This window comes from Sulfurirhabdus autotrophica (genome assembly GCF_004346685.1).
GTDB lineage: Bacteria > Pseudomonadota > Gammaproteobacteria > Burkholderiales > SMCO01 > Sulfurirhabdus > Sulfurirhabdus autotrophica.
This window is the reverse complement of sequence record NZ_SMCO01000025.1, coordinates 1-26,954: the sequence shown is the minus strand read 5'-3', so window position 1 is coordinate 26,954 and position 26,954 is coordinate 1. Positions and strand designations below refer to the sequence as shown.

The following is a 26,954-nucleotide window of genomic DNA, read 5'->3' as shown; positions in this document are numbered from 1 at the left end:
ATTTTTTTCTATTCTATAATCAGCTTACTGAGATAAGCAGCAACAATAAGAATAATTGAACATAGAAACACAATCAGGGACAGTCGCCGCACATGAATCTCTCGCTAGCTCGCTTATGCTTGTTTGCGCTCCTAATTCTGGAAATAATTAGCGGTGCGGCTATTTATTCCCTGTATAAAATATCAAGCAATGAAGAAACTGACTCAAAGGCAGATTTAATTAATGCCAGTCGTTCCATTTCGGTCCCCATTACTTCGTTAGCGAACACTTTACGAGAAACAGCTACTCGCATTGCACAACACCCTCAAACCATTCGCGCTTTGAAAAGCGGATCGGAAAGTGAGCGTATTGCGCAACTTGAAAATATTCGCACTTTTTATCCTGATGCCAATATACAGTGGGCGCTACCGAACGATACAACAACCAGCATTCCACTAACACCTCCGCTTTCAGTCGTGTATTCACGAACTATGCAGGATGGCCGGGATGAATTGATTAACAATGCTGCCCCGGCTTTACTGACACTGACGCTTGCACAACCCGTTATGGATCCGGTTAACAAAGCCATACTGGGTTTTGTGGTCATCAACAACAGGGGGGTAGAACTTCAATCCATTTTCAAATCCCTGCAAATGCAAAACACCTTTGTTGAACTGCAACAATCAAATAATAATGCCCCCTACAGCACACTCATGCGCGCGGGAAATTCTCATTTAAAAACAGACAACTTTCAGGAGCTGAAAGATCTGCCTGGCACGGCCTGGCGACTTGCGGTCTGGCATCCACCCATGTCTACCGCTAAACACGTTGTGTCTACTTTTCAAGAATATCTGATCGTCTGGTTAGCCCTCTCGGCATTCCTGTGTGCCACCATCGGTGGACTGTACTTTTTCAGCAAAAAGTATTTAGCACATGATATCAACACGATACTGACATTTTTCTCAGACATTCGACATGCTCGCTTGCGCAAAACCTATACAATCAAACTGACCGACATTCATCCCAACTTTGAAATCATGTATCGCCTGGGCAAGCTGATGTTGGGAAAACACAAACAAGTCAGCGATTTTGCAAGTATCGATTTTCTTTCACAAACGAATAATCGTCGAAGTTTTGAAACGAAGCAGAGTGAAGTTTTCAAAACACTTGCTGAAGGCTGGGCTCATAGTTTGCTGATCCTTGATATCGATAATTTCAAGTATGTGAACGATACCCATGGACATGATGCAGGTGATGCGCTGATTATTCAATTTGGCAAAGCTCTGAAGGAGCATCTGCGCGGCAGCGATTTTATTGCCCGCCTTGGTGGAGACGAATTCTGCGTCATTTTCCCCAACACTCCCCTGAAAAGAGCCACCGAATTAGCTGAACGTTTAAGGGAGAAAATGCCTTCTGAGCTTCAATTAAAAGAGGGTGTGATGCATAAGTTACATTGGAGTGGTGGCTTGAGTGAATACAGAAAGAGCGATACAAGCGAAAACATGGCGCTTGCAAGAGCTGATAGCGCCTTGCTAGAAGCTAAACGCGCAGGCCGCAACAAAACCATGCTTGCCGCATGATGACCCAACCTCACTCCTGAGCCATTTCAGGATTAACACGTTTATGCTGATGAATACCTAACATTACCAGCAAGAATAATCCTGCACCTATCAGTATCATTCCCCATCCTTCCGACACCCCTGGCTTTTCCCCCAGTTGCACCCACGCTGCCATCACCCCGACCACTGGCGTTGCCAGTGTACCAAGACTTGCGGTTCCTGCCGGCAATTTATGCAAGCTGTATAGCCAGAGCAACCAGCCAATCGCTGTGCCAAACAGGGCGTTATATAACAAGGCACCGATAAAATAAGATGACCACTGCACCGGTTGGGCAGGAAACGTCAAAGCTATCATCACCAATGGTATGGCGCCAAGCAACATCTGCCATGCTGTCAGCAGAATCAGGTCATACTCGGCCCGCTCACGCATAATTTTGACCACAATTGCACTGACACCCCAACAAACCCCTGCCAATACGGCCAGTACTTTGCTAAAAAAACTACCGCCCAATGCCCATGGTTCCAGCACCAGAACCAGACCTGAAAATGCCATGATAACTGCTGCCCATTGCGCCCCCCGGATGCGCTCTCCCAATATTGGCCAAGCCAGTATCAGTACCCAAAAAGGCATAATATAAGCAAGCACCGCCGACTTCCCCGCGCCACCATTTTCAAGCGCCCAAATTGTCATGCCAATGAAACCAGTCGTTTGCAGCAACCCGAGCAACAACATCCACCAGAATCCTTGAGGACGCAGCGATTTTCCTTGCCAAAGCAAAACCAGAAATAAACTGACGGCGCCCAGCAGTGTACGCAATGCGGCAAAATCAAACGGACTGGAGTAACGCAGTGCTTCTTTCATCACGACCCAGTTATACCCCCAAATCATTGTTAAAACTGAAAGTGCCAGCACAGCCAGCTTTAGTGAGGAATGATTTTTGTTCACGATGAATGTTTGAGTTTGGTCTTAGGGAAAAATTAATATGCTATAACAAAGCATAGGTTACTCGAAATATTTCACTGGAGGTAGATCATGAACATTCATACCCTTCCCGATGCAATACAGCGTGAACGCGAAGCGTTACTCAAAGACGCTATCGATATGCTCGAAGTGCAAGGCAATCATGATTTGGCTGTACAGGACCTGGCAGGTTATAACGAACCGGAGGAGTTAAACATCCCCGTACTGAATGTCCACATGCGTCCCGACATTTGCGCTTCAAATCAGAACAATGACGGAATGGTTCTTGGCGTTGTTGAAGTCAGTACTGATCTGGGTGAGGAATCCTGTGGCCGGCGCTGGCTAGCTTTTAGCACATGGGCAGATAGTCACAATAGTCGCATGCATGTTTTCGTCCATCCTGAAGATGTACGTCGTGCTACTGAAATTGCCCAATACTGGCATGTGGATCCTGATTCAATCGTCCCGGTGAAGCGTACTCATTAGGCAAACAGCCGTTCCATGCTAATCTGTAAATAATCAGTCAGAGTCAGGCCATATGTAAAAAACGACGGTCTCCGCTTCGCCTTTCATTTTTGGGTGTGCGCACTTCTTGCTTCACCCTCCTGTCCGCCCCTTTCCGACGTTCATCAGATTTTCCAAAGGTTGCCCATAATTTTTTAACGCCCCAATTCCATGGCCAGATACGTTCTTTTTCCAGGGACTTTAATAAAAATACGATAGCCAGATAGGCAAACAGAACAAAACATAATTGCGCGATCACGATCGTGATCGAGATGGTTTCCAGCGCAAAGCTATCCACGCCCAGCATATAGCTATAAGCCGAAATAACAATTGCAAGTAAGCCAGATAAGAAATACATAGTGAGTTTTATCGATTTATTGGTATTACCAAAGATAAAGCAATATTCACGCCAGACAAGCACTCTCTTTATATATCATAAAGTTAATCGAATTTAGCACAAATCAATCGATATTGTTGTAAAAAATACCGACATTTAAATAATTCCCAAAATATTATTTTTAGGCATGAACTTTGCTTATACTTTTAATAATAAATTAATGTATTGGATTTTATAATGCGCATAATGCTGATTGATGAAAACATGGAGCGTGCATTAACGCTGAAACAGGCGCTATGTGAAGCAGGCAATGAAGTGGTTTTTGAATCTTCGTCAGCCCTTGACATGATTAAACGCGTCGCAGAAACACAACCTGACATGATTATCATTGATACAGAATCCCCCAGCCGTGACACACTGGAGCATCTGGCCGCTGTACATAGAGATCAGCCCAGACCCATTGTCATGTTTACCCACGACGGGGAAAGTGACAAAATCAAGGCCGCGCTGCATGCAGGCGTTAGTTCCTACATTGTTAATGGCCTTGACCCCAGCCGCATCAAACCAATTCTGGATGTTGCCATCTCTCGTTTTGAAGCCTATCAGGCAATGCGACTTCAGTTAGATAAAGCGAATACCACATTGGCTGAACGCAAAATCATAGAGCGCGCCAAGGGGATATTGATGAAACAGCGCAATTTTAATGAAGAGGATGCCTTTCAAGCTATGCGTAAAACGTCCATGGAACGCAGCCTGAAGATGTCAGAGTTAGCGCAACAAATTATAGCCATATCTGAATTACTGACTTAGTTAATACCCTTCAATAAATACCTGACATCTGCAGTTATTTCACTAAAACAATTATGCGCTGCGGCCATGCCGTAGGGTTTCACTTTAATTTCCGCAATACAATCATCAATCAAGCCCCAGATCCAACCAAACATTTTAAAAATCTAAATCTGGTTTAAATAGGTGCATACAAGAATGCTTTCGCACCATTACAGGGCGCGATTAAAAAAATACCTGACCACATCTAAAATCCACTATCACACTATTTTTCTTTTATATTCAAATGAGTAATAAAAAAATTCACAACCTGGCATATTCGTTGCTAACAAGTTAATTAAGTAACAAATATAACAGGCCAACGGCGGCTTGTTTCACCAGGACAAAGGCGTCCATTCATGCATAGAAATACTGCGTGGATGGTCGCCTTTTTTATTTGCTTTAGCAATGTACGGAGAATGAAATGAGCGAAGATAAGAAATGCAATAACAAGCAGGATTCAATAATTCTAAATGACAGTCGTAGAGACTTTATGAAGAAGAGTGCGGTTTTTACTGGCGCTGCTGCTTTGATGGGTCTGGTTCCTGGTGGTGTACGTAGTGCAGCCTGGGCAGCCGGATCGGATGCGCCTGAAAAAACCGAAGTGAAAATCGGATTTATTCCTCTGACTGACTGTGCTTCTGTGGTAATTGCATCAGTCATGGGTTTCGACAAGAAATACGGTATCAAAATCGTCCCCAGTAAAGAAGCATCCTGGGCAGGCGTTCGCGACAAACTGGTTAACGGCGAGTTGGATGCGTCTCACGTACTTTACGGCCTGATTTACGGGGTACAACTCGGAATAGGCGGACCTAAAAAAGATATGTCTGTGCTCATGAGCATTAATAATAATGGTCAGGCCATCAGCCTATCTAACCAGCTGTATGAAAAAGGGGTAAAAGATGGTGCCAGCCTTGCTGCTCAAATCAAGAAAGAGCCGCGTGAATACACCTTCGCTCAGACTTTCCCGACAGGCACCCATGCAATGTGGCTATATTATTGGCTCGCAGCAAACGGCATTAATCCATTTACCGAAGTAAAAAACATCACCGTACCACCACCACAAATGATTGCCAACATGCGCGTCGGCAATATGGACGGTTTCTGCGTAGGTGAACCATGGAATGCCCGTGCTATTCGCGATAAAGTGGGTTTCACCGCTGTTACAAGTCAGGAAATCTGGACGGATCATCCGGAAAAAGTACTGGGCACCACCGCAGAGTTCGTTCAGAAATATCCAAATACTGCTCGCGCCATGGTTGCTGCGCTTCTGGAGGCATCACGCTACATTGATACCATGAGTAATCGCTCAAAAGTGGCCGACATTATCAAAGATAAATCTTACGTCAACACCGATTTTGACTCGATCGAAGACCGCATGTTGGGCCAGTACGACAATGGAATCGGTAAAAAATGGAAAGACCCTAACTACATGAAGTTTTATGGTGATGGTGCAGTGAACTTCCCTTACCTTTCTGATGGCATGTGGTTCCTCACACAGCACAAGCGCTGGGGCTTATTGAAGGAAGATCCGGATTATCTGGCTGTAGCCAAAAAGATCAACCAGATCGACCTCTACAAGCAGGCCGCGACTATGGCAAAAGTACCTGTACCAAAAGATGCCATGCGCACCAGTAAATTAATGGATGGCTCAGTATGGGACGGTAAAAATCCGAAAGCCTACGCAAATAGTTTCAAGATAAAAGCATAACCGTCATTTGGGGGGTGACATATTGAATGCCCCCCATTTCAATAAGGAATATCGCCATGAGTGCAATCAGCATCACGAAAGAGAGTCTACGCATGATTAAATCTTCTAAAGATACGATCGCTATCAAGGATGCTACGCCTGAAATAAAGGCCACCCAGCCCAGCAGCATCAAGATTGTTGAACCATTGACCACATTCCTTAAATGGATCGTGCCGCCTATTATTGGCATTGCCTTATTAATTGGCATCTGGTCACTAACTGCCATGACCAGCCCTGACCTTCCGGGCCCAATGAAAACATGGACTTCTGCAGTATCGCTTTTCAGCGATCCTTTCTACGATAAGGGTCCAAATGACCAGGGTATCGGCTGGAATATTTTGCATTCACTTCAGCGCGTAGGGATTGGATTTGGCATGGCTGCAATTATTGGCATTCCTCTCGGATTCATGATTGGCAGATTCAAATTTTTAAATGACATGCTAGCTCCCGTCATCAGCCTGTTAAGACCTGTCAGTCCACTTGCCTGGTTACCTATCGGATTGCTGGTATTCAAAGCAGCTAACCCTGCGGCGATCTGGGTAATTTTCATTTCCAGTATCTGGCCTATGATTATCAACACTTCAGCTGGCGTATCACGTATCCCCCAGGACTACATGAACGTAGCCAAGGTACTGAATCTGTCTGAATGGAAGATTTTCACCAAAATTCTGTTCCCTGCCACCCTGCCGTATATGATGACCGGCGTTCGCCTGTCCATGGGCGTTGCCTGGCTGGTAATCGTAGCTGCTGAAATGCTTACTGGCGGCATTGGCCTGGGATTCTGGGTTTGGGACGAATGGAACAATCTGAATGTAGAACACATCATTATTGCCATTTTCGTAGTCGGCATTATTGGTTTACTGCTCGAACAGTTCCTGGTACTTCTGGCAAAACGTTTTAATTACGAGTGAAAGCTTCTGCTAAAGCCATCACCAGCTTAAAAAATCAAAGGAAAAATCATGGAAAAATATGTCCAGTTAGATAACGTCAACATGGTATTTGAAACGAAAAAAGGACCGTTTGTGGCGCTTAATGATGTCAACCTCAGCATCACTCAAGGAGAGTTTATTTCCATTATTGGCCATTCAGGTTGCGGCAAGTCCACTGTCTTGAATTTAGTAGCGGGCCTGCTCACCCAAAGTAGCGGCATGATGCTCTGTGCAGGTAGAGAAATAGCCGGCCCCGGCCCTGAGCGTGGCGTTGTATTTCAAAACCATTCTTTGCTGCCGTGGCTGACCTGCTTTGAAAACGTTTATCTTGCTGTAGAGCGCGTATTCGGACAGAAAGAAAGCAAAACCAGCTTGAAGCAACGCACTCATGATGCACTTAAACTGGTTGGCCTCACCCATGCCGAACAGAAACTCCCCCAAGAGATTTCCGGCGGAATGAAACAACGTGTTGGTATTGCCCGCGCACTTTCCATGCAGCCCAAGGTATTGCTGATGGATGAGCCATTTGGTGCTTTAGATGCCCTTACTCGGGCACATTTGCAGGATGAGTTAATGAAAATAACTGCTGAAACCAACAGTACAGTTATTATGGTGACCCATGATGTTGACGAAGCGGTATTATTATCAGACCGCATTGTCATGATGACCAATGGTCCCGCAGCAACGGTCGGGGAAATTCTCGAGGTAGCGCTTCCACGCCCACGCGAACGTCTGGCCTTGGCAAATGATTCTGCTTATCATGGCTACCGGTCCGCAGTGCTTGAGTTTCTTTACCACCGCCAAATGCGGCCCGCTGCATAAGCAATCTTACTGGCAACCAGACAAACCATCGGCAACCCTGGAAACAAAAAAGCGAACTATGGTTTTCATAGTTCGCTTTTTTAATACGAATAATTAAAACCCCGGTAATCATTACACCTCATTACCGTTAAATCATTCAATTTTTCAGTTATGCTTATTTGCCTGAAAAGGCATAGAAACAAATTCAGAAAACAGTCATTTGTGAAACGGAAACCTGAAGTAAATAGAGATTTTTCCCAACGCTTGTCTAGCGTGACAGTAACATCAAGGATCCCCGGCACACCAAAAGAACCATTCAGATTGAAACAACAAAATGATTAAAATCCAACCAACTCTGCGTGCAAACCTTGCGATTTGATACTGCCCAGAATATGGCTACCACGACTCAACTCAGGGTTATAAAGAACCATCAACAAATGGGACGTTTTTTCATTTGAACCTACACTGATAACGCCATCGTTCATTCGAATAACAGTTTCCAGATTATGCATATCCTCATCTTCAAGCGATTCGTCCACATGCACAATGAAGTCAGCAATAGAATCACACATACTTCTCACCTCCTCAGGGATTGACTGACAGTTTCATCAACTCCACAATCCCAATTTGATTTATAGCATAGAGTCAAAATAATGCTTTTATATCTAAGCAACAGAAATGAGGGATTATAAGCACACTTCATAAATGCGAACGCTAAGTACTTGTGACACTTCTCATTTCAATTTTCAATTTTTTTACTTAAAATAATTTTATGGCACGTATTAAAAAATACTTGCTATCCATTAGTAAATTGATATATTCTTTATTCACAGGCGGGATTCGCCTATGTAATTGCAACACATTTTAGCGAAACGGGTGGACCGTTTCTTTCTGTAACAGCCGATATACGGCTTACGTTGGAGGGATTCTCCGATGAACGATGTTAATTTCACTATCGCTTCTCAAGACCGTGACCCAGGTACAATTCTACTTGCCCACTACTATGCACCGGCAGCTATACGCCAGGCAGCAGATTTTGTGGGAGACAGCCTGGAGCTTTCACGCTTCGCCCAAACCACACAGGCCAACCGCATTGTATTTGCCGGCGTACGCTTCATGGCTGAAACCGCCAAGCTATTAAACCCCGATGCCGAAGTACTATTACCCGATGCCGGTTCCACTTGCTCGCTGGTGGAACAAACCAGTCTGGATCAGCTGACTGCATGGATTGATCGGGAACGCGGTAAAACCGACAAGCCGATTGCGCATGTTTCCTATATCAATTCCAGTGTGCAGCATAAAGCCGTATCCGACTGGATTGTCACGTCACGCAATGCTGAAGATATTATCGGCAGTCTGATTGATTCAGGGCACCGCATTCTGTTTTCACCAGACCGTAACATGGGCAGCTATTTCCGTTACATGCACCCGGAATGGGATATCAAGGTTTGGAATGCCGTGTGCGAAGTGCATGATGCATTCCGTGAGCAGGAACTGGATGTACTTTTTCAGGCCTGGACGGATGGCCCGAAATTTTTGCTGGCTCATCCAGAATCCCCTTTGCCTATTCTTAAGCGCGCGCATCTAGTTGGTTCTACCACACGCATGCTGGACTGGGTAAAAGCCTATCAGGGTAGTGGCACCATTTACGTAGCTACAGAGATTGAGTTAATCAACGTGATGCAAGCCGCGCGCCCTGATCTGGATATTCGGGTCGCTTCCAGCTACACCGGCTGCCAGTGCCACGCTTGCCCCTATATGAAGCGTAATACAGAGGAAGCTGTGTTGACAGCATTACAGGGTACTGACGGCGTGCAAATTGATTACATTGATGATGATCTGGCCAAAGCAGCGCGTGCACCTATCCTTCGCATGCTGAGCTTCGAACAGAAAAAATAAAAAAGGGGAATGATCATGAACTTTGATTACATTGTGTATATCGGGCGTTTTGAGCCTGTGCATGCAGGGCATGTAGCTACTTTAAAGAAAGCAGCCGAATTGGGCACCCATGTCATCGTGCTGATTGGTTCGGCTAAACAACCCAGAACCATCAAGAACCCCTGGACCGAGTCCGAGCGGGAAGCCATGCTCAGCCGCGCCATTCAGGAATCGGGCTTGAACACCACCCAATTCAGCTTCGCCCCCATCGTGGACAGACCCTACAACGATCAGCAGTGGGTCACAGAAGTGCAGTCAGCCATTTATGGGGTTATCCATGCCCGTAGCACGAAGACCGACGAAGGCCTGGACAGAAAAAAAAGCACCATCGCCATCATCGGCTATGACAAGGATGAAAGCTCCTGGTACTTGAACCTGTTCCCGCAATGGAAACGCATCCCCATGGAAAACGTGGATGGTCTGCACTCTACCCGTATACGTTCCATGCTGTTTTCCAATGGCTCAATGGCAGAGCTAAAAGACAATCTGCCTCAAACGGTTTATAACTGGCTGGATCAATGGATGACGCAACATCCGGAAGAACTCAGCCAACTGATGAAAGAATTCAAATTCATTCAGCGATACAAGGATGCCTGGAAAGCCGCACCCTATCCACCGACATTCGTCACGGTGGATGCCGTGGTAATTCAATCCGGCCATGTGCTGCTGGTAAAACGCAAAACTGAGCCAGGAAAAGGCTTGTGGGCCTTGCCTGGAGGATTTGTAGATCAGAACGAACGCCTGGATGACGCTGTTTTGCGTGAGCTAAAAGAAGAAACGCGGCTTAAAGTGGCAGCGCCTATTTTGAAAGGCTCTATCAAGGCTACCCATGTATTTGATTACCCGACAAGGTCATTGCGCGGGCGCACCATCACCAAAGCGTATCTGATCGAACTGACACCGGGAGAGCTACCTGAAATCCGTGGTGCAAGTGATGCAGAAAAAGCGCAGTGGGTGCCTTTGTCAGAGTTTATGAACATGCAGGAAATGCTATTTGAAGATCATCACGCCATCGTCAGTTATTTTTTAGGGAGGGTTTAATGCCTGTATTGATAAAATCAGGCACTCAAAATTAAAGTTGCAAACCCTGATGCGGGTGGACTGCATCAGACATCACTCACAGCCTTCGGGCCATTCATAAGGGGGATTCCCAAATGAACGCTTACAATTTGATTCTTGATACCGATTCCTACAAGGCTTCTCACTGGCTACAGTACCCGCCCGGTACAGAGGGGCTCTTTTCATATATTGAATCCCGCGGCGGCGACAAAGACAAAACGCTTTTTTTCGGACTCCAGATGTATTTGAAGGAATATCTCAGCAAACCCATCACTCAGGCAATGATTGATGAAGCTGAAGCATTTTTCACAGCCCATGGTGAACCGTTTAATCGTGAAGGGTGGGAATATATCCTCAAGCGGCACAACGGGTATTTACCCATCCGCATCAAAGCGGTTCCCGAGGGTTCGATAGTCCCGGTCAGAAATGTGCTGGTCACGGTGGAATCCACCGACCCGGTTGTATTCTGGTTGCCTACCTACATTGAAACAGCACTATTACGCGCTGTGTGGTACCCCACCACCGTGGCTACCAATAGCTGGTTTGTAAAACAGGTTATTCGCAAGTATCTGGAAGAAACCGCCGACGATATCTCCAGCTTACCGTTCAAGCTGCATGATTTTGGTGCACGTGGTGTTTCCAGTCGAGAGTCGGCAGCAATTGGCGGTGCCGCGCATCTGGTGAACTTCATGGGGTCAGATACCATATCCGGGACGTTGGCAGCAAAAGCCTATTACAACGAACCCATGGCAGCTTACTCTGTGCCCGCGGCAGAACATTCTTCCATGACTGCCTGGGGGCGATTAGGGGAAGAAGATGCCTATCGCAACATGCTGGTTCAGTTCGGCAAGCCCGGTGCCATCGTCTCAGTGGTATCGGACACTTACGATATTTACCACGCGGTCGATCACATCTGGGGGACAGCCTTGAAAGAGGAGGTAATTCAGTCTGGCGCCATGCTCGTTATCCGCCCGGATTCTGGCGACCCCAGTGCTGTTGTCTTGCGCATAGCCCAGCTGGTTGAAGCACGATTTGGCGCTGACATCAATCGCAAAGACTACAAGGTATTAAAACATGTACGCATTTTGCAGGGAGATGGCGTCAATGAAAAATCCATCGAGGCCGTGCTGGCTAACTTGAAGGAAAACGGTTACTCAGCAGAAAACGCCGTTTTTGGTATGGGCGGCGCATTGTTGCAACAGCTTAACCGCGACACGCAAAAATTCGCCATGAAGAGTTCTGCCGCCAAAATAAACGGCGTATGGCAGGAAATTTACAAGGACCCTGTAACCGACACCGGGAAACGTTCTAAAAGAGGAAAACTTACCCTTGTCCGTCACCAGACCACTGGCGAATACAAAACGTCGGTTTACCCGATTCCAAAAAACGGTCCAAACAGCCAAGAAGTGCTCATTCCAGTCTTCGAGAATGGCAACATCCTGAAAGAATGGACATTTGGGGAAGTACGGCAAACAGCATTAAATGCCTGATCTACTTTGAGTGCATCCGATAGCAGGTAACAAGCCCGGCATTGCCGGGTTTGTTGTTTAAACCTATTGCTTTTTAGTGCCCCATGATCGGGTGACCCCGCCTGCCACTACAACTTACCAAGGTGTAAGCCCGCCTCTTTGCACGTTTCGCCAATAATCCACCAACCCAGACTGCTTGCACATTGTTCCCATACCGCAAGAAATTCGGATTGGCTGGATCTAAGCGGGTTCTGGCAATTTGCCATCAACCAGATAAATCTCAATAGGAAATTCATGAATACCGCTGTCGTGCAGGGCATAGAATTTAACGTGTTCCCCAGTCAGCTCGCAGAGCCAGGGTTCTTGTGAAACAGGTGTTTTTTTGGGGAGGGCTTCGGGTGTGAACAGTGCGACATTAATGCCACCTTCAGGGTCACGAGCAGATACAAACTCAAACCCTTGAATACCCTCTTCCCGCATCAATGAGCCAAGTTGCTGGCTGGCTTGATATGCCTCGGGGTGGGTTAGCTCGGATTGATACGCTGCGAAAGGTGCCATCTGTAGCTTAACCCCCTTATCAGTCTGATACTTTGCCTCGAACAAAGTATGTTGGGTATCTAATTTGCCAGAAGGCGGAATGGTCATCCCAAACCAGAATACAAAGCGGTAATAAGCGGCTTCCGCAAGGACGGTTCTGGTTTCCCGGGACCCGTAAAACAGACTCGGTTCATTACGTGAACCAAAACGGGACCCATGCCTCAATGGCGGATAACGGAATGGTGTGGCCAGCAAATAATGCAATTTCTCGGAGTGTTTGCGTAAAGGGGGCTTGGTCGCTTCCAGCATTTCTTCCAGTGCGGCCTGCCGGTCAAGAGAGCTGACCAGCTGGTAGGTAGCCACCTGCTCCTGACTTTCTACGAGCCGAAGCAAACTGCCCGAGAGCCGGACCGGATTGGCCGCTGCAAGACAGGCTTTCCAGTCAGCCAATTAAAGCTTTCCTCGTATCGCATCCAGGTACTCCAGCACCGTGACCAACCCTTGTACCGTTTTGGCCTGTTCAGCCGGTATTCCCCCAGTATGGCGGTTTTCAGTTTGCATCCAGTGCTGCATCTGCTGCAAATTTCCCCCGACCAGTACATAAAGGGCGCGATAGCATCGAATAAACAACAGCGCCAATTCACCGGCTTTGCTGCCCGGCTCAATCCGACCACGACTAATGGCGGAACGGTCCTTGCCAATGATATATCCCAAATCAGATTGATTCATGCCCAGATTCTTTCCCGCATTGACGAATGCTTCTGCAAGCACACTGGCATTGTCGATATTCTGAATAGCGGCGAGGTTCATTTTAAGCTCCTTCTCGAATCTTGTTCCACTTGCTCAATGTACACATATTAGATCATAAATGTTAATTTTGCACGTAATTTAGTGCCAGTATGTTTATATTGTTTGTCGGTAAAAATAAATCAGAGTCAGAGCATGGAGTTTCTTGATTGACTCGTAAGTATGAAAGAAACATATTGACCTACATTACTGCACCAAAACTACGGCACAAAATTGGGAAACACGAACATCGCTTCGCACCCATAAGCTTTAGTCATCTCCTTATCGCTGTTGGTTTGCAATGAACTCATCAACAGCAATCCAGTTTGCTATATTCCTTCATACTTCATTTCAACTACACCATCAGATATTGATTTGCAGTATTATTCATTAATATGCGGACCAGTGGGTCCGTATATTAACCGTTATGTGAATTAGAAGGGAGTGGCAAAAATTGAGGGGTGACGAAATTAAGAACAACATTTTGGCACTTTCTATTCAGCAATGGAATCGATCATTTGGCGGAACTTCTGCATTGGATATATGCGATAAAATTTCCGTATCGAATGAGGATGTAATGAAAGGGATGGAGGCTCTTTGTGAAGATGGAAAAGGGACGATCAATGCCAATATCGAACTGTATGTAATTAAAATCGATCCAGAAAATCCAAAATTCGAAGTCCCTAAAGAAAGCACCACCACTCACGTATTTTTCCCTAGCAAAAAATTACTAGAAGAGCACTTCTATAGATCCGACCTAGTCCGAGAGCGATTCCCTGAATATAAAAACAGGCTGCATTGCGGCGCCCATCAGCTTGGACTTGTAATGTTCTCAGAAGAGGTACTTACACGTTACTTTGATCATCCCGAGTTTTATGAGATAGATGATTCATTGTCTGGAGGCCATATATGGGCAAAATCAGAAGCTCCTGAAAGTCGTTACCTATATGTTAGACATGGCAAGCGAAAGCTATATAGTGGAGAAACGGCGGTTACCGCAATATATAAGGATTTGTACGCGATGAGTCCGGAAGAGCAAAGGCATTGGCATGCCTATGAACTACAAGAACCACGTTTTGATAGCAGTGATCCGCATTTTGCACGCTTCGTGGCTAGAACATATGAAGGGGCATTTGTTGACTATCAGAACCCCATTAAAGAGGTTCTAGATCAACTTACTTTTATCAATCGAGCATTTGGCGGAGATTTGCTTTTCAAAAAGACTCAGAACGATCATTTTAGAAACCCTGTCGAAAATACTAGAAAGTCCTACTATGACTGCTGTAGTGAGTTTTACAAGCTGATTGGCCCTGACAACTTAAATCAAAAGTTAATTTTAAAATTGCTCAAGAAATTCTTTGTGACTTTGGATGTAGAGTTGATCCACTCAGAATCAAAAAGGCCCCTTAGTTCGATTCAGTTGCTAGAATTACTAGAAACCAAAATGGGAATTGATAGGTTGTTATCTAGTCAAATTCAGCTAATAGGCAAGGAGCGCATAGAAGCTGATCATAAGATAACTAACTCGACTGCTGAAGAGAGTAATTTTGTGGAAGAATTTGTTGTTTTATGCAACGATTTTGTAAGTGCAGCAAATGCACTTGAGCATGGGATTCGTCAGCTTGAACTCACATAACAAGGCGCTGCTGTCGGACAAATTTTCCGCTGCGCTCCAAATTTGCCGCAGAGCACGGCGTTCAGTTTATTGCACATAAATTTCTAGCCAGTCACCGGGATTATCTGCAGGAAAGAGGCTTTAACCTCAGTCGTTGCAGCAAACACGCTAGTCAGGTTTTCCACAAAATGACCGAATAGATTAACAGCTAGAATGGTGACTATGTCCATTCCGCCAGCACCTCATAAAAGCAGCCTGTCCACCCTGAAAGGGTTATTACCCTTTCTCGCCCCCTATAAAAAAGAATTTCTGTTGGCCGGGATTGCATTGCTGGTTGCCGCTGGCGCTACACTGGCCATTCCTTATGCATTCAGGCAGATGATAGATCTTGGCTTTGGTGCCACCGGTTCAAAAAGTATCCAGCATGTGAATACCTATTTTCTGGCACTGTTCGGTGTAGCATGCATTCTAGCCATCGCAACGGCAGCACGTTTTTACACGGTGTCATGGCTTGGCGAGCGCGTCACCGCCGATATCCGCAATGCGGTTTACCGTCACGTTGTTACCCAAAGTCCGCAATTTTTTGAAACCACGCAAACCGGCGAGGTATTGTCGCGCCTGACGACTGATACCACCCTGATTCAGGCCGTGGTTGGCACCAGCATTTCCATGGCGCTGCGTAATGCGTTGCTATTGGTTGGCGGTCTGGTAATGTTGTTTGTCACCAGCGCCAAGCTTTCATCCATCATTATTGTGCTGCTAGCCGCAGTGGTGTTGCCGATCGTTATCTTTGGCCGCCGTGTGCGTAAGTTGTCCCGTGATTCGCAAGACCGCATCGCAGATGCATCAGCCATGGCAGGTGAAATTCTTAATGCTATGCCCACAGTTCAGGCATTCACCCATGAAACTCAGGAATCAGAGCGTTTCGGCGCATCGGTGGAAAGCGCGTTCAAAACTGCGATACGGCGTATTCGCGCACGTTCAATGCTGACACTGATTGCCATTTTGCTGGTATTTGGAACTATCGTATTTGTGCTGTGGCTAGGGGCGCAAGCGGTCATGCAAGGCAACATGACCGGCGGCGAACTGGGGCAATTTATCCTCTATGCAGCGATTGTGGCTGGCTCTGTGGGTGCGCTGTCGGAAGTTTTGGGTGAAGCGCAACGGGCGGCCGGCGCGACCGAACGACTGATGGAACTGTTGGCAGTGCGTTCGCCGATCCACTCTTCTGTGACGCCGCTGACATTACCCCCGCGCACCCAAAACGGTGCCACGCTGGAATTGCGTGATGTTACGTTCCACTATCCTTCGCGGCCGAAAACGGCTTCACTGGAAAAGGTGTCACTTGCCATCCAGCCTGGCGAAACGGTGGCAGTGGTCGGACCATCTGGTGCAGGAAAGACCACGTTATTCCAACTACTGTTGCGCTTTTATGACCCGCAAAATGGCACGATTACCCTTGATGGCGTAGACATCAGGCAACTGGATCTGCATGCTTTGCGCGCTGCCATCGGAATTGTGCCGCAAGACACGGTCATCTTTTCTGCCAATGCAATGGAAAATATTCGCTATGGCCGCGCTGACGCCGCAGATGCTGAAGTCATCGCCGCCGCAAAAATGGCTGCGGCACACGAATTCATCGAAAAGCTCCCGGAAGGTTACCAATCTTTCCTGGGCGAGCGCGGTGTTCGCCTGTCCGGCGGGCAACGCCAGCGGATTGCTATCGCCCGTGCCATGCTCAAAAATCCTTCTCTGTTGTTGCTGGACGAGGCCACCAGCGCACTGGATGCCGAATCCGAACGCTTGGTACAAAGCGCGCTAGAAGCCGCCATGGTGGGTCGCACGACTCTTATCATTGCACACCGACTGGCAACGGTGCAGCGTGCGGATCGCATTGTTGTGATGGAAAATGGCCAGATTGTGGAAACTGGTACCCATGCCTCTCTGGTCGAATTAGGCGGGATTTATGCAAATTTAGCGGCTTTGCAGTTTCACACATTTAACTAGTTCCCATCCGGAAACATCTTTCTTCCCTCCCCCTTGATGGGGGAGGGCCAGGGAGGGTGGTAACTCCTGGAAATTTAACCCCTCTCCCCAACCCTCTCCCACAAGGGGAGAGGGGTATAGCGTTTCCGGATGAGAACTAACTCATTTTTGTCTGGAAATAGCAATTATGAGGTACTCGAAAATATGGCTAAATTCAGAGATAAAAAACTAGTCATACAAATATCATCAAGCTGTACTAATATGAGTCTATGATATTGGACTTACCCTGTTACCAAAAGACTCGGTATTAAAAGGCTCAAAACTGAACAAAAAAACAGCGTTAATTAAGGGGATGAGATACAAAACCGTCTCTTTCAGTCGTCAAAGAATTTCCCTGCTCGCTCGACTGTGAACAATTCGCAAAATCTTAAAGATGGCGTTCTATTTTTTGAACGACCAGTAAGCATAGGCCCGGTGAGTTTGTTCAGCCCCCAATACTATCAATCACATTGCTAAAACCTATTAGATTAATCGGTCCCGATCATACTCTAGACCGTGCATTCAATTTACCAGAGGAGAAAGTTATGGCTGAAAGCAAATGTCCATTTGTACACAAAGCCGGGAGCGGCACTTCGAACCACGATTGGTGGCCGAATCAGTTGCACCTCGAAATCCTGCACCAGCATACCCCCGAATCAAGCCCGATGGGCGAGGACTTCAACTACGCCGAGGAATTCAAGACCCTCGACCTTGCTGCGGTGAAGCAGGACCTCACCTCCCTGATGACTGACTCGCAAGAGTGGTGGCCTGCGGATTACGGCCACTATGGGCCTTTTTTCATCCGCATGGCGTGGCATAGCGCAGGCACTTACCGCACTGGCGACGGCCGCGGCGGCGCTGGTCATGGCAACCAGCGTTTTGCCCCTCTCAACAGCTGGCCTGATAACGTTAACCTCGATAAGGCGCGGAGGCTGCTATGGCCGATCAAGCAGAAATACGGCAAGAAACTTTCCTGGGCTGACTTGATCATTCTCGCGGGCAACGTCGCCATGGAATCGATGGGCTTCAAAACCTTTGGTTTCGCTGGCGGACGTGAAGACGTCTGGGCACCGGAGATCGACGTCTATTGGGGCAATGAAGAAAAGTGGCTAGACGACAAAGCACGTTATACAGGCGAACGTGATCTCGAAAACCCGCTCGCTGCGGTGCAGATGGGCCTGATTTACGTCAACCCGGAAGGTCCGGGCGGCAACCCTGATCCGGTTGCGTCAGGACGCGACGTGCGCGAGACTTTTGCACGCATGGCAATGAACGACGAAGAGACAGTGGCGCTCACCTGCGGTGGTCATACTTTCGGCAAATGCCACGGCGCCGGTCCGGCCACGAACGTGGGGCCGGAGCCAGAAGCCGCACCCATCGAGCAGATGGGCCTGGGCTGGAAGAGCAGTTTCAAAAGCGGCAATGGCGGTGACACGATCAGTAGCGGGCTGGAAGGCTCGTGGACGCCGACCCCGACCCAATGGGACATGAGCTATCTCGACATGCTGTTCGGCAACGATTGGGTCGTGGAGAAAAGCCCGGCGGGCGCCTGGCAATGGACGCCCAAGCGGGAGACCGACAGCAACCAGGCCCCGGCGGCGGACGATACCTCGAAAAAGATACAGATCATCATGACCGCCGCAGACATGGCCATGCGCATGGACCCAATCTATGAGCCGATCGCACGGCGCTTTCACAAGAACCCGGCAGAGTTTGCAGACGCATATGCCCGTGCCTGGTTCAAGCTGACCCATCGTGACATGGGCCCCCGATCACGCTATCTTGGCCCCGAAGTGCCCAAGGAAGAACTAATCTGGCAAGACCCCATCCCCGCCGTCGATCATCCACTGATCAACGACCAGGACGTCGTCGCCCTCAAGGCTAAGGTTTTAGCGTCCGGGCTGAGTGTTTCGGAACTGGTCTCGACCGCATGGGCCTCGGCTTCGACGTTCCGCGGTTCCGACAAGCGCGGCGGCGCGAACGGTGCGCGCATCCGCCTCGCGCCGCAGAAGGACTGGGAAGCCAACCAGCCGACGCAACTGGCCAGCGTGCTTGGCAAGCTCGAAGCCATCCAGCGTGAGTTCAACGCTGACGGCAAGAAAGTCTCAATGGCCGACCTCATAGTGCTGGCCGGCTGCGCCGGTGTCGAAGCGGCCACAAAGAAAGCGGGCCACGCCGTGACAGTACCGTTCACACCAGGCCGGATGGACGCCACGCTGGAACAGACCGACGTGGACGCCTTCGCCGTACTCGAACCGATCGCCGATGGTTTCCGCAACTACCAGAAGGGCAAGTACTCGGTCTCGGCTGAGGAGCTACTACTCGATAAGGCACAGTTGCTGACCCTCACTGCACCCGAGATGACGGTGCTGGTAGGTGGCATGCGCGCCCTCAATGCCAACTTCGGACAGTCCCAGCATGGTGTCTTCACCAAACAACCGGGAGTACTCACCAACGACTTCTTCGTCAATCTGCTCGACATGGGCACGGAGTGGAAGCCGGTTTCCGATGGTGCGGACGTGTTCGAAGGGCGCGACCGCAAGACGGGCGAAAAAAGATGGACCGGCACGCGCGTCGACCTGGTCTTTGGCGCAAATTCGCAGCTCCGTGCGTTGGCTGAAGCCTATGGCAGTTCAGATGCGCAAGAGAAATTCGTCCGCGACTTTGTAGTGGCATGGGACAAGGTGATGAATCTGGACCGCTTCGACATTGCGTGATCACAATTAAAAAGCCCGGCTATGCCGGGCTTTTTAATACAGCTTTCTATCTACAACAAATGTTTGTCAATAATAATGCTTTGAACACTCTACTTCAATATTCAACTAGTTACAAAACAATATCTTCAATCCCTGTTTGGAAAAGTCTTGAACAAGTTAGGATATTACTGACCTTCTTACCTTAACAAAGATAATAAACTTTTGAACAACGCAAACTAAAAAATGCATTCTGCTAATATCAACATAAAAATAGTTGAATATATTTAATCTCGCCGACATCACCATCTACTTGATGGTGCAACATTAACATTTCTTAAAGCACATCAATGTCAAATATTCATGAGGAGTTGAATAGGTAATTGTGCTGACGAGTTTAGAAATTGCCACATGAAGATTTATTTTTTTTTGTGGTCGGGAACAAATCAGCATGTTCCCGTTTTATATCCCCATGGATATCATACAAAACTTATTTCTGTTCGCCAGCATCCCGTAGCATTTGTGCTATCGAACCTTGTTCGGCACCTTGGTGTGCAGCTACTTGCAAAGGGGTCTGGCCTTTCTTGTCTTTCACGCTATTAAGGTCAATGCTTTGCGCTGCGATAAAGAGTTCCACCGCAAGTTTGTCGTTACGTTGAACAGCCTCAAAGAACTGATCGGCATTTGCATAACCCATGCCAATGGAAGTCAACTCTTTCCTAGCTTGTAACGGACTGAGTTTCTGTGGTGTCTGCGGTTGAGGGGTAACTGTTTCAGGTGCCGCTTGCGCCTTGCCATAATAATTATTCATCATGGCTTTTTGCTGTGTCATTGCTTCGGCAAGCTTAGCTCGGTCTGCTGGGGAAAGATTTGCAGTGAGTGGGGAATTCATCAGAGCCATGGGGTTGTAGGCATTCATGGGAGCCATGTTGTTCATAGCAGATCCCTGTGTTGGCGCTGGCTGTGACAATGGTGCGTTTGTTACAGGAGCAGCTTGTGCTATAGGCTGAACTGGGTCTTCCATGGGAGTGACCTGCTTACCTTCAATTTTGGGATAGAGCTGAATTAATTGAGGGGTTGTACCTTGTTCCTTGAGGTTTTCTTCGATACGTTCAAGAGTTTTGGCAATGAACTTACTTGAATCACCAACCCCTACTGCACGTGCCAGCATGGCGCCCAGAATATTGGTATTGGCACCGCCACTCATCTGGCCATATGCCGCATAGTAGTTAAGCCTGTAGCCGTCCTTATAAGGGAAGAGGCATGCAACGGATTTCGTTTTTTCACCACTACTGGCAAAGCTATTATCACTCGCCGTTATTTGAAAAATTTCCCCATCACATTGTGGTACTTGGGCATTCATTCTTGGATTTTTTGTAAAGGACATTTTTGCTGCTACTACTGGGAGTGTGGCAGGGGGAATACTATGGCCAACCTGTGCATTTTGCGCGTAGGTTCGAATAGCGTTCAGTACAGCTTTTTCAATGACTGCTGGATCTAAGCTTTCTGGCTTGATATCGTAAACCGCATAGGTGGTTTTGTAGCTCGTAGTTTCAGCAGTCAGGTCAGTAATATCAGCCTGGGCTGGAAGAGCACTGGCTAGCCATGTGAGAGTGACTAGGGTAAATTTATTCATTTTTTTAATGCCTTTTATGTTGCTTGCAGTGTTTTTCTTTTGTCGTATAACGTATTCTGCAAATTGGGTTTTCGGTAACGCTGGCTAGTGCAAACTAGCGCAAGCATTGTGATCAGGTAGGGGTAAACAATGAGACTTGAGAGAATAGCGAGCGACCTATTCTTAGGCAGCAGTCTGTACCTTTCTATGGTAGACCCGCAGCCTTAGAGTTTCCGCTCTTTAGACCCGTAACTTTGCGTGCCCGTCTTTCGCCCGGGTTTACCTTTAACAGATTTGGCGAATATACCTTAATTTACTGAAATATGTAAATGATTGAACGTGGCTGAAAGGTATCATAGGTAAGGAATAACGCAAAAATACAATAAAGAGAATCAGCACATGGGGAAAATTTAATATCCCCATGCATACCATTAACATCCACAAAGCCCCGACGCATTTATCGCGGCTGATTGAACAGGCTTCCAAGGGTGAGCATTCATCATTGAAAAATCGGGTAAACCGCTAGTCAAGGTCATGCCATTGAGCTCTCCGGAATCAGGGCAGGTGAATCGACTAGGTTTTATTGTCGGACAGAATACCGTTCCCGATGGCTTTGGCCAAATAGGTGATGCTAAATCGAACGAATCTTTGGTAGTGACACATGAAGCTGTTGTTAGACACGCATCTTTTGCTGTGGACGGCCGCGGAGCCAACCGCCTATCTATGTAAGCTTGAACCTTGATTGAATAACTAGGAAATTAACTTTTTTCAGTACGACGACCCAGTGGGAGATTGTAATCAAACAAGGGATAAGTTTCGGGGATTTTCAGGTAGTTGCATAACTGCTATGTCGAGGATTGCTTGATAACGGCTATAACTAACTCCCAATTGGTAGTGAACAAGCTATCGCTGTAAGCAGTTTGCCATCAGTCACGTCCATCATCAATCAAAGCTTTTGTATCAACCCCGAAAATTGAAGCGTGTGAATCCATAAACCGATGCATTTTTGCAACTGCTTCGGCAACATTTTTATTTTTTGACCCGATCAAGGGAATCAACTCTGCTACTGGCTTACCTCTGAGGATAATCGTATAGCGATTGCCAAGTTGTACTCCGCGCAAGAGTTCCGGTAATTTCATCTTTGCTTCGTAGGATCCAACTCTAATATTCACGGCCTTTTTCCTATCTGGTAAGCATAACGTGTTACCCATTCTAGACCAAATCTGCCAGCCAATTGAATCATCTTATAAGTACAAGAAAAAATGAAAATCATCAGAATTGTTCTTCATTACCAGTATCATTGAAAAACTCTTGTTGGCCACAAGCCGCACCCATAGTAATCAGTCAAAAAAGTGAGGCACGCCAAGTAATGGGCCGCTTCCCCACAAATGCAGCGCCGCGCAAATCCTGATCAGGTCTTCACTGGGTGGCTCACCTTCGCCACGGTTCAACAATTTGTAAAGTGAGCCACTTTTTGTATATACAAGACCGCGCCCAAAATCGACGGAAATAACTTGTGAGGTAATCCATGGGCATTTTTCTTGTTCACTTTTTCCCAACAGTAGCACCTGTGACAAATTCAACGTCTTCACACAAAGTGATATCAGCCGCCAATCATTGATGGCATCTTTCACCATATCCTGGCCTTGAATATTTTTTTCAATGGCGCTAATTTCCGCATCTGTGGCCAGTCTCAATTCCGCCATCTCTCGGTTCTGACGAATAATGTTGTCTAGAGATTTTGGTATCAGATCGTTAAGTTTCTCAGCCAATTGATCTTCTTTCATTTGCTTCACTCCCGATTTGGGTTTCAGAATGAGCGTTTTCTGGAAATTTGATTGCATTTACGAAAAGTTGATATGTCACGATATTATTTATCATCTTATTTATAATAACAATAAAAATATATTAATATTTGTAATTTTTTATAATATTTAAAATAACTATCTTCATCATTTTGAATATTATGAATAAAGATTAATATATATTTACTTTTATTTATTAATGCTATTTTGTAACACTATGTTTATATGTTATAAATATTTTAATAACATATAAACATAGTGATATATAAATTGATATTTATTATGTTAGCTATACTATTCGTTATTAACTGTAGTTTATTACAATATGTAAGATATTTTTCATCTAGTTAACAAATGTTTTATTGAAAATAAACAGCAAAAATATTGCTGATATCCTCTTCTGCTGTGATAAGCTCCAGTTCATGATCCAAAAATTAACTGTACATTAATAGCTAACCCTATGAAAATGATCTCAACCTTACGCTTTTTGGCTACCAGCCTGCTACTCACTGCCATGCCTGTCAAAGCCGACAATATCGGATGCGTTACCACTGCGTGGAAGCTCATTGGGGCCAACCACAAAGTTTGCGTTGAAGCATTCAATGATCCCAAAATACCAGGCGTTACCTGTCACGTCAGTCAAGCCAAGACAGGTGGCGTATCCGGCTCACTCGGCCTCGCTCAGGATCCCTCGCAATTCTCGCTTGCTTGTCGCCAGACAGGACCAATCACCTTGCCGGCAAAGATGCCTAAGGAAGAAACCGTTTTTACAGAAGATACATCCATCCTTTTTAAGGAAACCCGCATCGTGCGCATGTGGGATCAAGCAAATAGAACCCTTGTCTACCTGGCGATCAGCCGCAAACTGATCGAAGGTGCGCCGGCAAACAGCATATCCACCGTCCCTATCATGCCTTGGGGCGAAAGGCCGTAGCCATGGCTTAGGCAGCCACGACACCATTGATAACTAGCATTAAACTGTGTAGGGTTTCTACATCATGAATCTGATGAAGATACAACAATCGTTATGATGAAGGAGATGAAAATGCGTAGTGAAGGAACCGGAGCTGCCTGACCGAAACAACATTTGGAAGTATTCAAATACACTTCCAAACCTTTTTATTCCTGTCTTAATCCCATTGTTTATTTAGCCTTGCTTTCCTGCTGCTATAGGTGATATAGCAAACATTCTCATACTTCAACCCTACCCTCAACGCATGGCTGCACTCCCGGATTTAGGTGCCAAACTACAGGCTATCGAAATTATTCCTATAGCAACCACTTAATCGCTTGAGTGGCTAAGTGTGCAAGCTAAAGAAGTTCTATTTGGCTGATCAATACATTTCTTCTCTGATTGACAATTACCCACCTGCAAACAATAATGTCATAAAATTAATAAACAATAACGTCATAGGCAGAAACCAATTAGCTGCGCATTGGGTGCCCTCCCAAACTAATACAAGAGCAACTGATTATTTCAATATCAGTTGCAGTGGTGCAGCTCAGTAGAGTGCAATCATTATTATTTTGTGTATGTTTTTTGTACTTCTGGCACGGCGATTTCATAGTTAAAGGGTGGGTATTAGCCTGTCGAAATAAAGAATTACTTTCAAGCACTGCAAATTATGCTGAGGTATTACAAGTGATAAAGAAAGAATCAAAAATGGCTTTAATTCGTGTAGGTTTGTTCGCTAAGTGTGGGACTTACTGGCTAGTATCTCATTCTCGGGAGCTGCCTTTAAAATGATATTTCTACGTAGGCGGAAGGCGACGTATCAATTTCCAATATACTCAATAATCGCAGTGCTTTTTAGCTTCTTGGGAATGGTAAATGAAGGTTTATCACAATCTCTCCCCTTATATACATCAACCATATTTAATGGTGTATGGAATAATTATGCTGGTTATAGCCCCCCTGGCTCATGGCCACCATATATTCTTAATAACATTAACGATTTTCCGGCAATCTGCTTGCAGTATCAGAACAATACATATCTTGGAAGAGCTTGCACATATTGGCCAGTTGAGCCACCAAAGTATATCGAATACAACACTTGGTTAACGACTTGTCCTGTCGATTGGTATTGCGATGGCAGGAAAACTTCCTTATTGTCATACCGCACGAATAAAACCTGCCCCTCTAACTACCAAGTTAACTTCCAAGCAAATGGCAACTGGGACAGTACAAGCCCAACTGCTTGCATATTAACTGACCTAAAAAAAATGCAGGACAAATTGCTTGGGGCAAACCACTGCACATCGTGCCCATGTGACTCCTCACCCAGCACTCCCAATCCTATTTACCTTGGCACTGCCAACAAATTTTTACAAGAAATCGACTATATCGGAACAGGTCCATTCCCGCTTCAACTCACACGTGCCTACAACAGCCAGCAAGAAGGTGGCGGAGGATGGCGCTGGAGCTACGGCGGTCGTATCGACAGCACAGGTATAGTTTATCGTCCTGACGGTAAAGTCATAACCTTCACCCTGACCAACGGCACTTGGTTAGCGGACAAAGATATCACCGACACCCTGGTTCAATTAGCAAATGCCTCCGGTTGGAAATACACCACCGGTGAAGGTGTCGTTGAAACCTACAACGCCAACGGTGCACGCACCTCATTTACCAATCGAGCCGGGCTGACCCAGACCTATACTTACAGTACGGGCAGCGACGGCAATGTTATCCTCGATGCCAACGGAAACCTGACGACTACTGCCTTACCTGCGGGCTATCCTATTCGCATCACTGACGCTGCTGGCCGCGCGATCAATATTGCTTGGGGTTACGATTCAACCAACACCATAATTCGTCTCACGAAGCTAACCGATCCCGCGAACGGCATCTACCTCTGGGGCTACGACACCATTAATTTGACCAGTATCACCTACCCAGACGGCAGTATTCGCCAATACAGCTACAACGAACAAACCCTGACAGGCAACGCCAATCTCCCACATGCGCTAACTGGTATCACCGAAAAAGCCAACAGTGCCGACCCTGGCACCCGCTTTGCCAGCTACTGGTATGATAGCCAAGGCAGGGCATACAAGGAAGAGCACGCTCCAAGCCTGAATCAAGGCATCGACAACTACCAGCTCACCTACAATACCGACCCAGCCACCGGCAATCCCACCAGCACTGTCGTCACCGACCCGCTTAAAACTGCCTACACCTATAACTTCACCACTGTATTAGGTGTCGCTAAAAGCACCGGCACCGACCAACTTGGCGGCTCCGGCTGTAGTGCTGCCTCCAGTGCCCTAACCTACGACGCCAACGGCAACGTATCCAGCCGCACCGATTTCAATCAACATAAAACTTGCTACGCTTACGACACTCTGGGCCGCAATCTGGAAACCGCCCGCGTCGAAGGCTTGGCAAGTACCGCTGACTGCGCCACTGCCCTGACGGCTACTTCCTATAGTGGAGAGATCCGCAAGACCTCGACTTCCTGGCACACCACCTGGCGCCTGGCCACCAAGATCACCGAACCCGGCCGCGAAACCAGCATCACTTACGATCCCGCCAGCGGCAACGTCCTCACCCAGGAAATCAAAGACACCGCCAGCAGCAAGACCCGCACCTGGACCTACAGCTACACCACCAGTGCCGACAACACCCTGGTCAACCTGCTCAAGAGCGTCGATGGCCCACGTACTGATGTGAACGACATCACCCGCTACACCTACTACACGGCTGATGACACGACCACCACCCCACCCAAATACCGCAGAGGTGACCTCAACACCCTCAGCAACGC

At 46.9% G+C, this 26,954-nt stretch carries 24 protein-coding genes and 1 riboswitch; of the genes, 15 read left to right on the top strand and 9 right to left on the bottom strand.

Annotated features, from left to right (window positions below):
• Positions 1–92 precede the first annotated feature (92 nt).
• Positions 93–1,559: a GGDEF domain-containing protein gene (locus EDC63_RS16420; protein WP_124946985.1), complete on the top strand. Its 1,467-nt coding sequence runs from the start codon at positions 93–95 to the stop codon at positions 1,557–1,559.
• Between the two features lie 10 nt (positions 1,560–1,569).
• On the opposite strand, the gene EDC63_RS16415 is transcribed toward EDC63_RS16420, so the two are convergent.
• The gene (locus tag EDC63_RS16415; protein WP_124946984.1) at positions 1,570–2,484 is read right to left on the bottom strand and encodes a DMT family transporter; all 915 of its coding nucleotides are present in this window, start codon (positions 2,482–2,484) and stop codon (positions 1,570–1,572) included.
• Between the two features lie 87 nt (positions 2,485–2,571).
• Between EDC63_RS16415 and EDC63_RS16410 the strand changes: the two genes are divergently transcribed.
• Positions 2,572–2,985, top strand: a complete 414-nt coding sequence (locus EDC63_RS16410) for a hypothetical protein (protein WP_124946983.1) — start codon at positions 2,572–2,574, stop codon at positions 2,983–2,985.
• A 43-nt stretch (positions 2,986–3,028) separates the two neighbouring features.
• Here EDC63_RS16410 and EDC63_RS16405 read toward each other — a convergent pair whose 3' ends face one another.
• A complete protein-coding gene (locus EDC63_RS16405; protein WP_124946982.1) occupies positions 3,029–3,361 on the bottom strand; it encodes a hypothetical protein in 333 nt (110 codons plus the stop codon).
• Positions 3,362–3,577: 216 nt separating this feature from the next.
• Here EDC63_RS16405 and EDC63_RS16400 point away from each other — a divergent pair, with 216 nt between their 5' ends.
• The 4 genes from EDC63_RS16400 (at position 3,578) to EDC63_RS16385 (ending at position 7,666) form a co-directional block, all read left to right on the top strand.
• Positions 3,578–4,150: an ANTAR domain-containing response regulator gene (locus EDC63_RS16400; RefSeq protein ID WP_223248328.1), complete on the top strand. Its 573-nt coding sequence runs from the start codon at positions 3,578–3,580 to the stop codon at positions 4,148–4,150.
• Between the two features lie 439 nt (positions 4,151–4,589).
• Positions 4,590–5,876 (top strand): ABC transporter substrate-binding protein, encoded by a 1,287-nt coding sequence (locus EDC63_RS16395; RefSeq protein WP_124946981.1) that lies wholly within the window; start codon positions 4,590–4,592, stop codon positions 5,874–5,876.
• A gap of 56 nt (positions 5,877–5,932) precedes the next feature.
• On the top strand, positions 5,933–6,826 hold the full coding sequence (gene ntrB, locus EDC63_RS16390) for a nitrate ABC transporter permease (protein WP_124946980.1): 894 nt from the start codon (positions 5,933–5,935) through the stop codon (positions 6,824–6,826).
• A 48-nt stretch (positions 6,827–6,874) separates the two neighbouring features.
• Complete coding sequence (locus EDC63_RS16385) at positions 6,875–7,666, top strand: ABC transporter ATP-binding protein (RefSeq protein WP_124946979.1); 792 nt, start codon at positions 6,875–6,877, stop codon at positions 7,664–7,666.
• 317 nt (positions 7,667–7,983) lie between these two features.
• Here the strand turns inward: EDC63_RS16385 and EDC63_RS16380 are convergent, their stop codons facing one another.
• The gene (locus tag EDC63_RS16380) at positions 7,984–8,217 is read right to left on the bottom strand and encodes a hypothetical protein (RefSeq protein WP_124946978.1); all 234 of its coding nucleotides are present in this window, start codon (positions 8,215–8,217) and stop codon (positions 7,984–7,986) included.
• A gap of 361 nt (positions 8,218–8,578) precedes the next feature.
• Here EDC63_RS16380 and EDC63_RS16375 point away from each other — a divergent pair, with 361 nt between their 5' ends.
• The 3 genes from EDC63_RS16375 (at position 8,579) to EDC63_RS16365 (ending at position 12,132) form a co-directional block, all read left to right on the top strand.
• Positions 8,579–9,544: a quinolinate synthase gene (locus tag EDC63_RS16375; protein ID WP_124946977.1), complete on the top strand. Its 966-nt coding sequence runs from the start codon at positions 8,579–8,581 to the stop codon at positions 9,542–9,544.
• A 15-nt stretch (positions 9,545–9,559) separates the two neighbouring features.
• Complete coding sequence (locus EDC63_RS16370) at positions 9,560–10,624, top strand: bifunctional nicotinamide-nucleotide adenylyltransferase/Nudix hydroxylase (RefSeq protein ID WP_262982237.1); 1,065 nt, start codon at positions 9,560–9,562, stop codon at positions 10,622–10,624.
• Between the two features lie 113 nt (positions 10,625–10,737).
• Complete coding sequence (locus EDC63_RS16365) at positions 10,738–12,132, top strand: nicotinate phosphoribosyltransferase (protein ID WP_124946975.1); 1,395 nt, start codon at positions 10,738–10,740, stop codon at positions 12,130–12,132.
• A 219-nt stretch (positions 12,133–12,351) separates the two neighbouring features.
• Here the strand turns inward: EDC63_RS16365 and EDC63_RS16360 are convergent, their stop codons facing one another.
• Entirely contained in the window at positions 12,352–13,098 is a 747-nt protein-coding gene (locus EDC63_RS16360; RefSeq protein ID WP_124946974.1) for an RES family NAD+ phosphorylase, read from the bottom strand.
• The gene (locus tag EDC63_RS16355) at positions 13,099–13,458 is read right to left on the bottom strand and encodes an MbcA/ParS/Xre antitoxin family protein (protein ID WP_124946973.1); all 360 of its coding nucleotides are present in this window, start codon (positions 13,456–13,458) and stop codon (positions 13,099–13,101) included.
• A gap of 430 nt (positions 13,459–13,888) precedes the next feature.
• Between EDC63_RS16355 and EDC63_RS16350 the strand changes: the two genes are divergently transcribed.
• Positions 13,889–15,070 carry a hypothetical protein gene (locus EDC63_RS16350; protein WP_223248327.1) on the top strand — a complete coding sequence of 394 codons (1,182 nt, stop codon included), beginning with the start codon at positions 13,889–13,891 and terminating at the stop codon, positions 15,068–15,070.
• A gap of 83 nt (positions 15,071–15,153) precedes the next feature.
• Here EDC63_RS16350 and EDC63_RS19010 read toward each other — a convergent pair whose 3' ends face one another.
• On the bottom strand, positions 15,154–15,279 hold the full coding sequence (locus EDC63_RS19010; protein WP_262982236.1) for a hypothetical protein: 126 nt from the start codon (positions 15,277–15,279) through the stop codon (positions 15,154–15,156).
• On the opposite strand from EDC63_RS19010, the gene EDC63_RS16345 reads away from it, so the two are divergent.
• Both EDC63_RS16345 and katG read left to right on the top strand, forming a co-directional pair.
• Positions 15,263–17,056, top strand: a complete 1,794-nt coding sequence (locus EDC63_RS16345; protein WP_124946972.1) for an ABC transporter transmembrane domain-containing protein — start codon at positions 15,263–15,265, stop codon at positions 17,054–17,056. The two genes, EDC63_RS19010 and EDC63_RS16345, sit on opposite strands and share 17 nt — an antisense overlap.
• Before the next feature lie 563 nt (positions 17,057–17,619).
• Positions 17,620–19,791, top strand: coding sequence for a catalase/peroxidase HPI (gene katG / locus EDC63_RS16340; RefSeq protein ID WP_124946971.1), 2,172 nt, complete (start codon positions 17,620–17,622; stop codon positions 19,789–19,791).
• A 466-nt stretch (positions 19,792–20,257) separates the two neighbouring features.
• On the opposite strand, the gene EDC63_RS16335 is transcribed toward katG, so the two are convergent.
• Positions 20,258–21,403: an ankyrin repeat domain-containing protein gene (locus EDC63_RS16335; RefSeq protein ID WP_124946970.1), complete on the bottom strand. Its 1,146-nt coding sequence runs from the start codon at positions 21,401–21,403 to the stop codon at positions 20,258–20,260.
• 185 nt (positions 21,404–21,588) lie between these two features.
• A riboswitch (cyclic di-GMP riboswitch) is annotated at positions 21,589–21,676 on the bottom strand.
• Between the two features lie 240 nt (positions 21,677–21,916).
• Here EDC63_RS16335 and EDC63_RS18885 point away from each other — a divergent pair.
• A complete protein-coding gene (locus tag EDC63_RS18885; RefSeq protein ID WP_223248325.1) occupies positions 21,917–22,111 on the top strand; it encodes a hypothetical protein in 195 nt (64 codons plus the stop codon).
• Between the two features lie 197 nt (positions 22,112–22,308).
• On the opposite strand, the gene EDC63_RS16325 is transcribed toward EDC63_RS18885, so the two are convergent.
• Together EDC63_RS16325 and EDC63_RS16320 are read right to left on the bottom strand one after the other, a co-directional pair.
• Positions 22,309–22,554 (bottom strand): type II toxin-antitoxin system Phd/YefM family antitoxin, encoded by a 246-nt coding sequence (locus EDC63_RS16325; RefSeq protein WP_124946969.1) that lies wholly within the window; start codon positions 22,552–22,554, stop codon positions 22,309–22,311.
• Between the two features lie 168 nt (positions 22,555–22,722).
• Positions 22,723–23,169, bottom strand: a complete 447-nt coding sequence (locus EDC63_RS16320; protein ID WP_124946968.1) for a hypothetical protein — start codon at positions 23,167–23,169, stop codon at positions 22,723–22,725.
• Positions 23,170–23,647: 478 nt separating this feature from the next.
• On the opposite strand from EDC63_RS16320, the gene EDC63_RS16315 reads away from it, so the two are divergent.
• Both EDC63_RS16315 and EDC63_RS16310 read left to right on the top strand, forming a co-directional pair.
• On the top strand, positions 23,648–24,121 hold the full coding sequence (locus EDC63_RS16315) for a CreA family protein (protein ID WP_223272294.1): 474 nt from the start codon (positions 23,648–23,650) through the stop codon (positions 24,119–24,121).
• 1,289 nt (positions 24,122–25,410) lie between these two features.
• Positions 25,411–26,954, top strand: a 1,544-nt coding sequence (locus tag EDC63_RS16310; protein WP_165923022.1) for a DUF6531 domain-containing protein, incomplete at its 3' end; no start/stop codon positions are given.

What these genes read in the sequence shown, in the direction of transcription:
- EDC63_RS16420 (WP_124946985.1), top strand. Translation starts at nt 93, where the DNA reads ATGAATCTCTCGCTAGCTCGCTTATGCTTGTTTGCGCTCCTAATTCTG.
- EDC63_RS16410 (WP_124946983.1), top strand. Translation starts at nt 2,572, where the DNA reads ATGAACATTCATACCCTTCCCGATGCAATACAGCGTGAACGCGAAGCG.
- EDC63_RS16405 (WP_124946982.1), bottom strand. Translation starts at nt 3,361, where the DNA reads ATGTATTTCTTATCTGGCTTACTTGCAATTGTTATTTCGGCTTATAGC.
- EDC63_RS16400 (WP_223248328.1), top strand. Translation starts at nt 3,578, where the DNA reads ATGCGCATAATGCTGATTGATGAAAACATGGAGCGTGCATTAACGCTG.
- EDC63_RS16395 (WP_124946981.1), top strand. Translation starts at nt 4,590, where the DNA reads ATGAGCGAAGATAAGAAATGCAATAACAAGCAGGATTCAATAATTCTA.
- ntrB (WP_124946980.1), top strand. Translation starts at nt 5,933, where the DNA reads ATGAGTGCAATCAGCATCACGAAAGAGAGTCTACGCATGATTAAATCT.
- EDC63_RS16385 (WP_124946979.1), top strand. Translation starts at nt 6,875, where the DNA reads ATGGAAAAATATGTCCAGTTAGATAACGTCAACATGGTATTTGAAACG.
- EDC63_RS16380 (WP_124946978.1), bottom strand. Translation starts at nt 8,217, where the DNA reads ATGTGTGATTCTATTGCTGACTTCATTGTGCATGTGGACGAATCGCTT.
- EDC63_RS16375 (WP_124946977.1), top strand. Translation starts at nt 8,579, where the DNA reads ATGAACGATGTTAATTTCACTATCGCTTCTCAAGACCGTGACCCAGGT.
- EDC63_RS16370 (WP_262982237.1), top strand. Translation starts at nt 9,560, where the DNA reads ATGAACTTTGATTACATTGTGTATATCGGGCGTTTTGAGCCTGTGCAT.
- EDC63_RS16365 (WP_124946975.1), top strand. Translation starts at nt 10,738, where the DNA reads ATGAACGCTTACAATTTGATTCTTGATACCGATTCCTACAAGGCTTCT.
- EDC63_RS16355 (WP_124946973.1), bottom strand. Translation starts at nt 13,458, where the DNA reads ATGAACCTCGCCGCTATTCAGAATATCGACAATGCCAGTGTGCTTGCA.
- EDC63_RS16345 (WP_124946972.1), top strand. Translation starts at nt 15,263, where the DNA reads ATGGTGACTATGTCCATTCCGCCAGCACCTCATAAAAGCAGCCTGTCC.
- EDC63_RS19010 (WP_262982236.1), bottom strand. Translation starts at nt 15,279, where the DNA reads ATGGACATAGTCACCATTCTAGCTGTTAATCTATTCGGTCATTTTGTG.
- katG (WP_124946971.1), top strand. Translation starts at nt 17,620, where the DNA reads ATGGCTGAAAGCAAATGTCCATTTGTACACAAAGCCGGGAGCGGCACT.
- EDC63_RS16335 (WP_124946970.1), bottom strand. Translation starts at nt 21,403, where the DNA reads ATGAATAAATTTACCCTAGTCACTCTCACATGGCTAGCCAGTGCTCTT.
- EDC63_RS18885 (WP_223248325.1), top strand. Translation starts at nt 21,917, where the DNA reads ATGCCATTGAGCTCTCCGGAATCAGGGCAGGTGAATCGACTAGGTTTT.
- EDC63_RS16320 (WP_124946968.1), bottom strand. Translation starts at nt 23,169, where the DNA reads ATGAAAGAAGATCAATTGGCTGAGAAACTTAACGATCTGATACCAAAA.
- EDC63_RS16315 (WP_223272294.1), top strand. Translation starts at nt 23,648, where the DNA reads ATGAAAATGATCTCAACCTTACGCTTTTTGGCTACCAGCCTGCTACTC.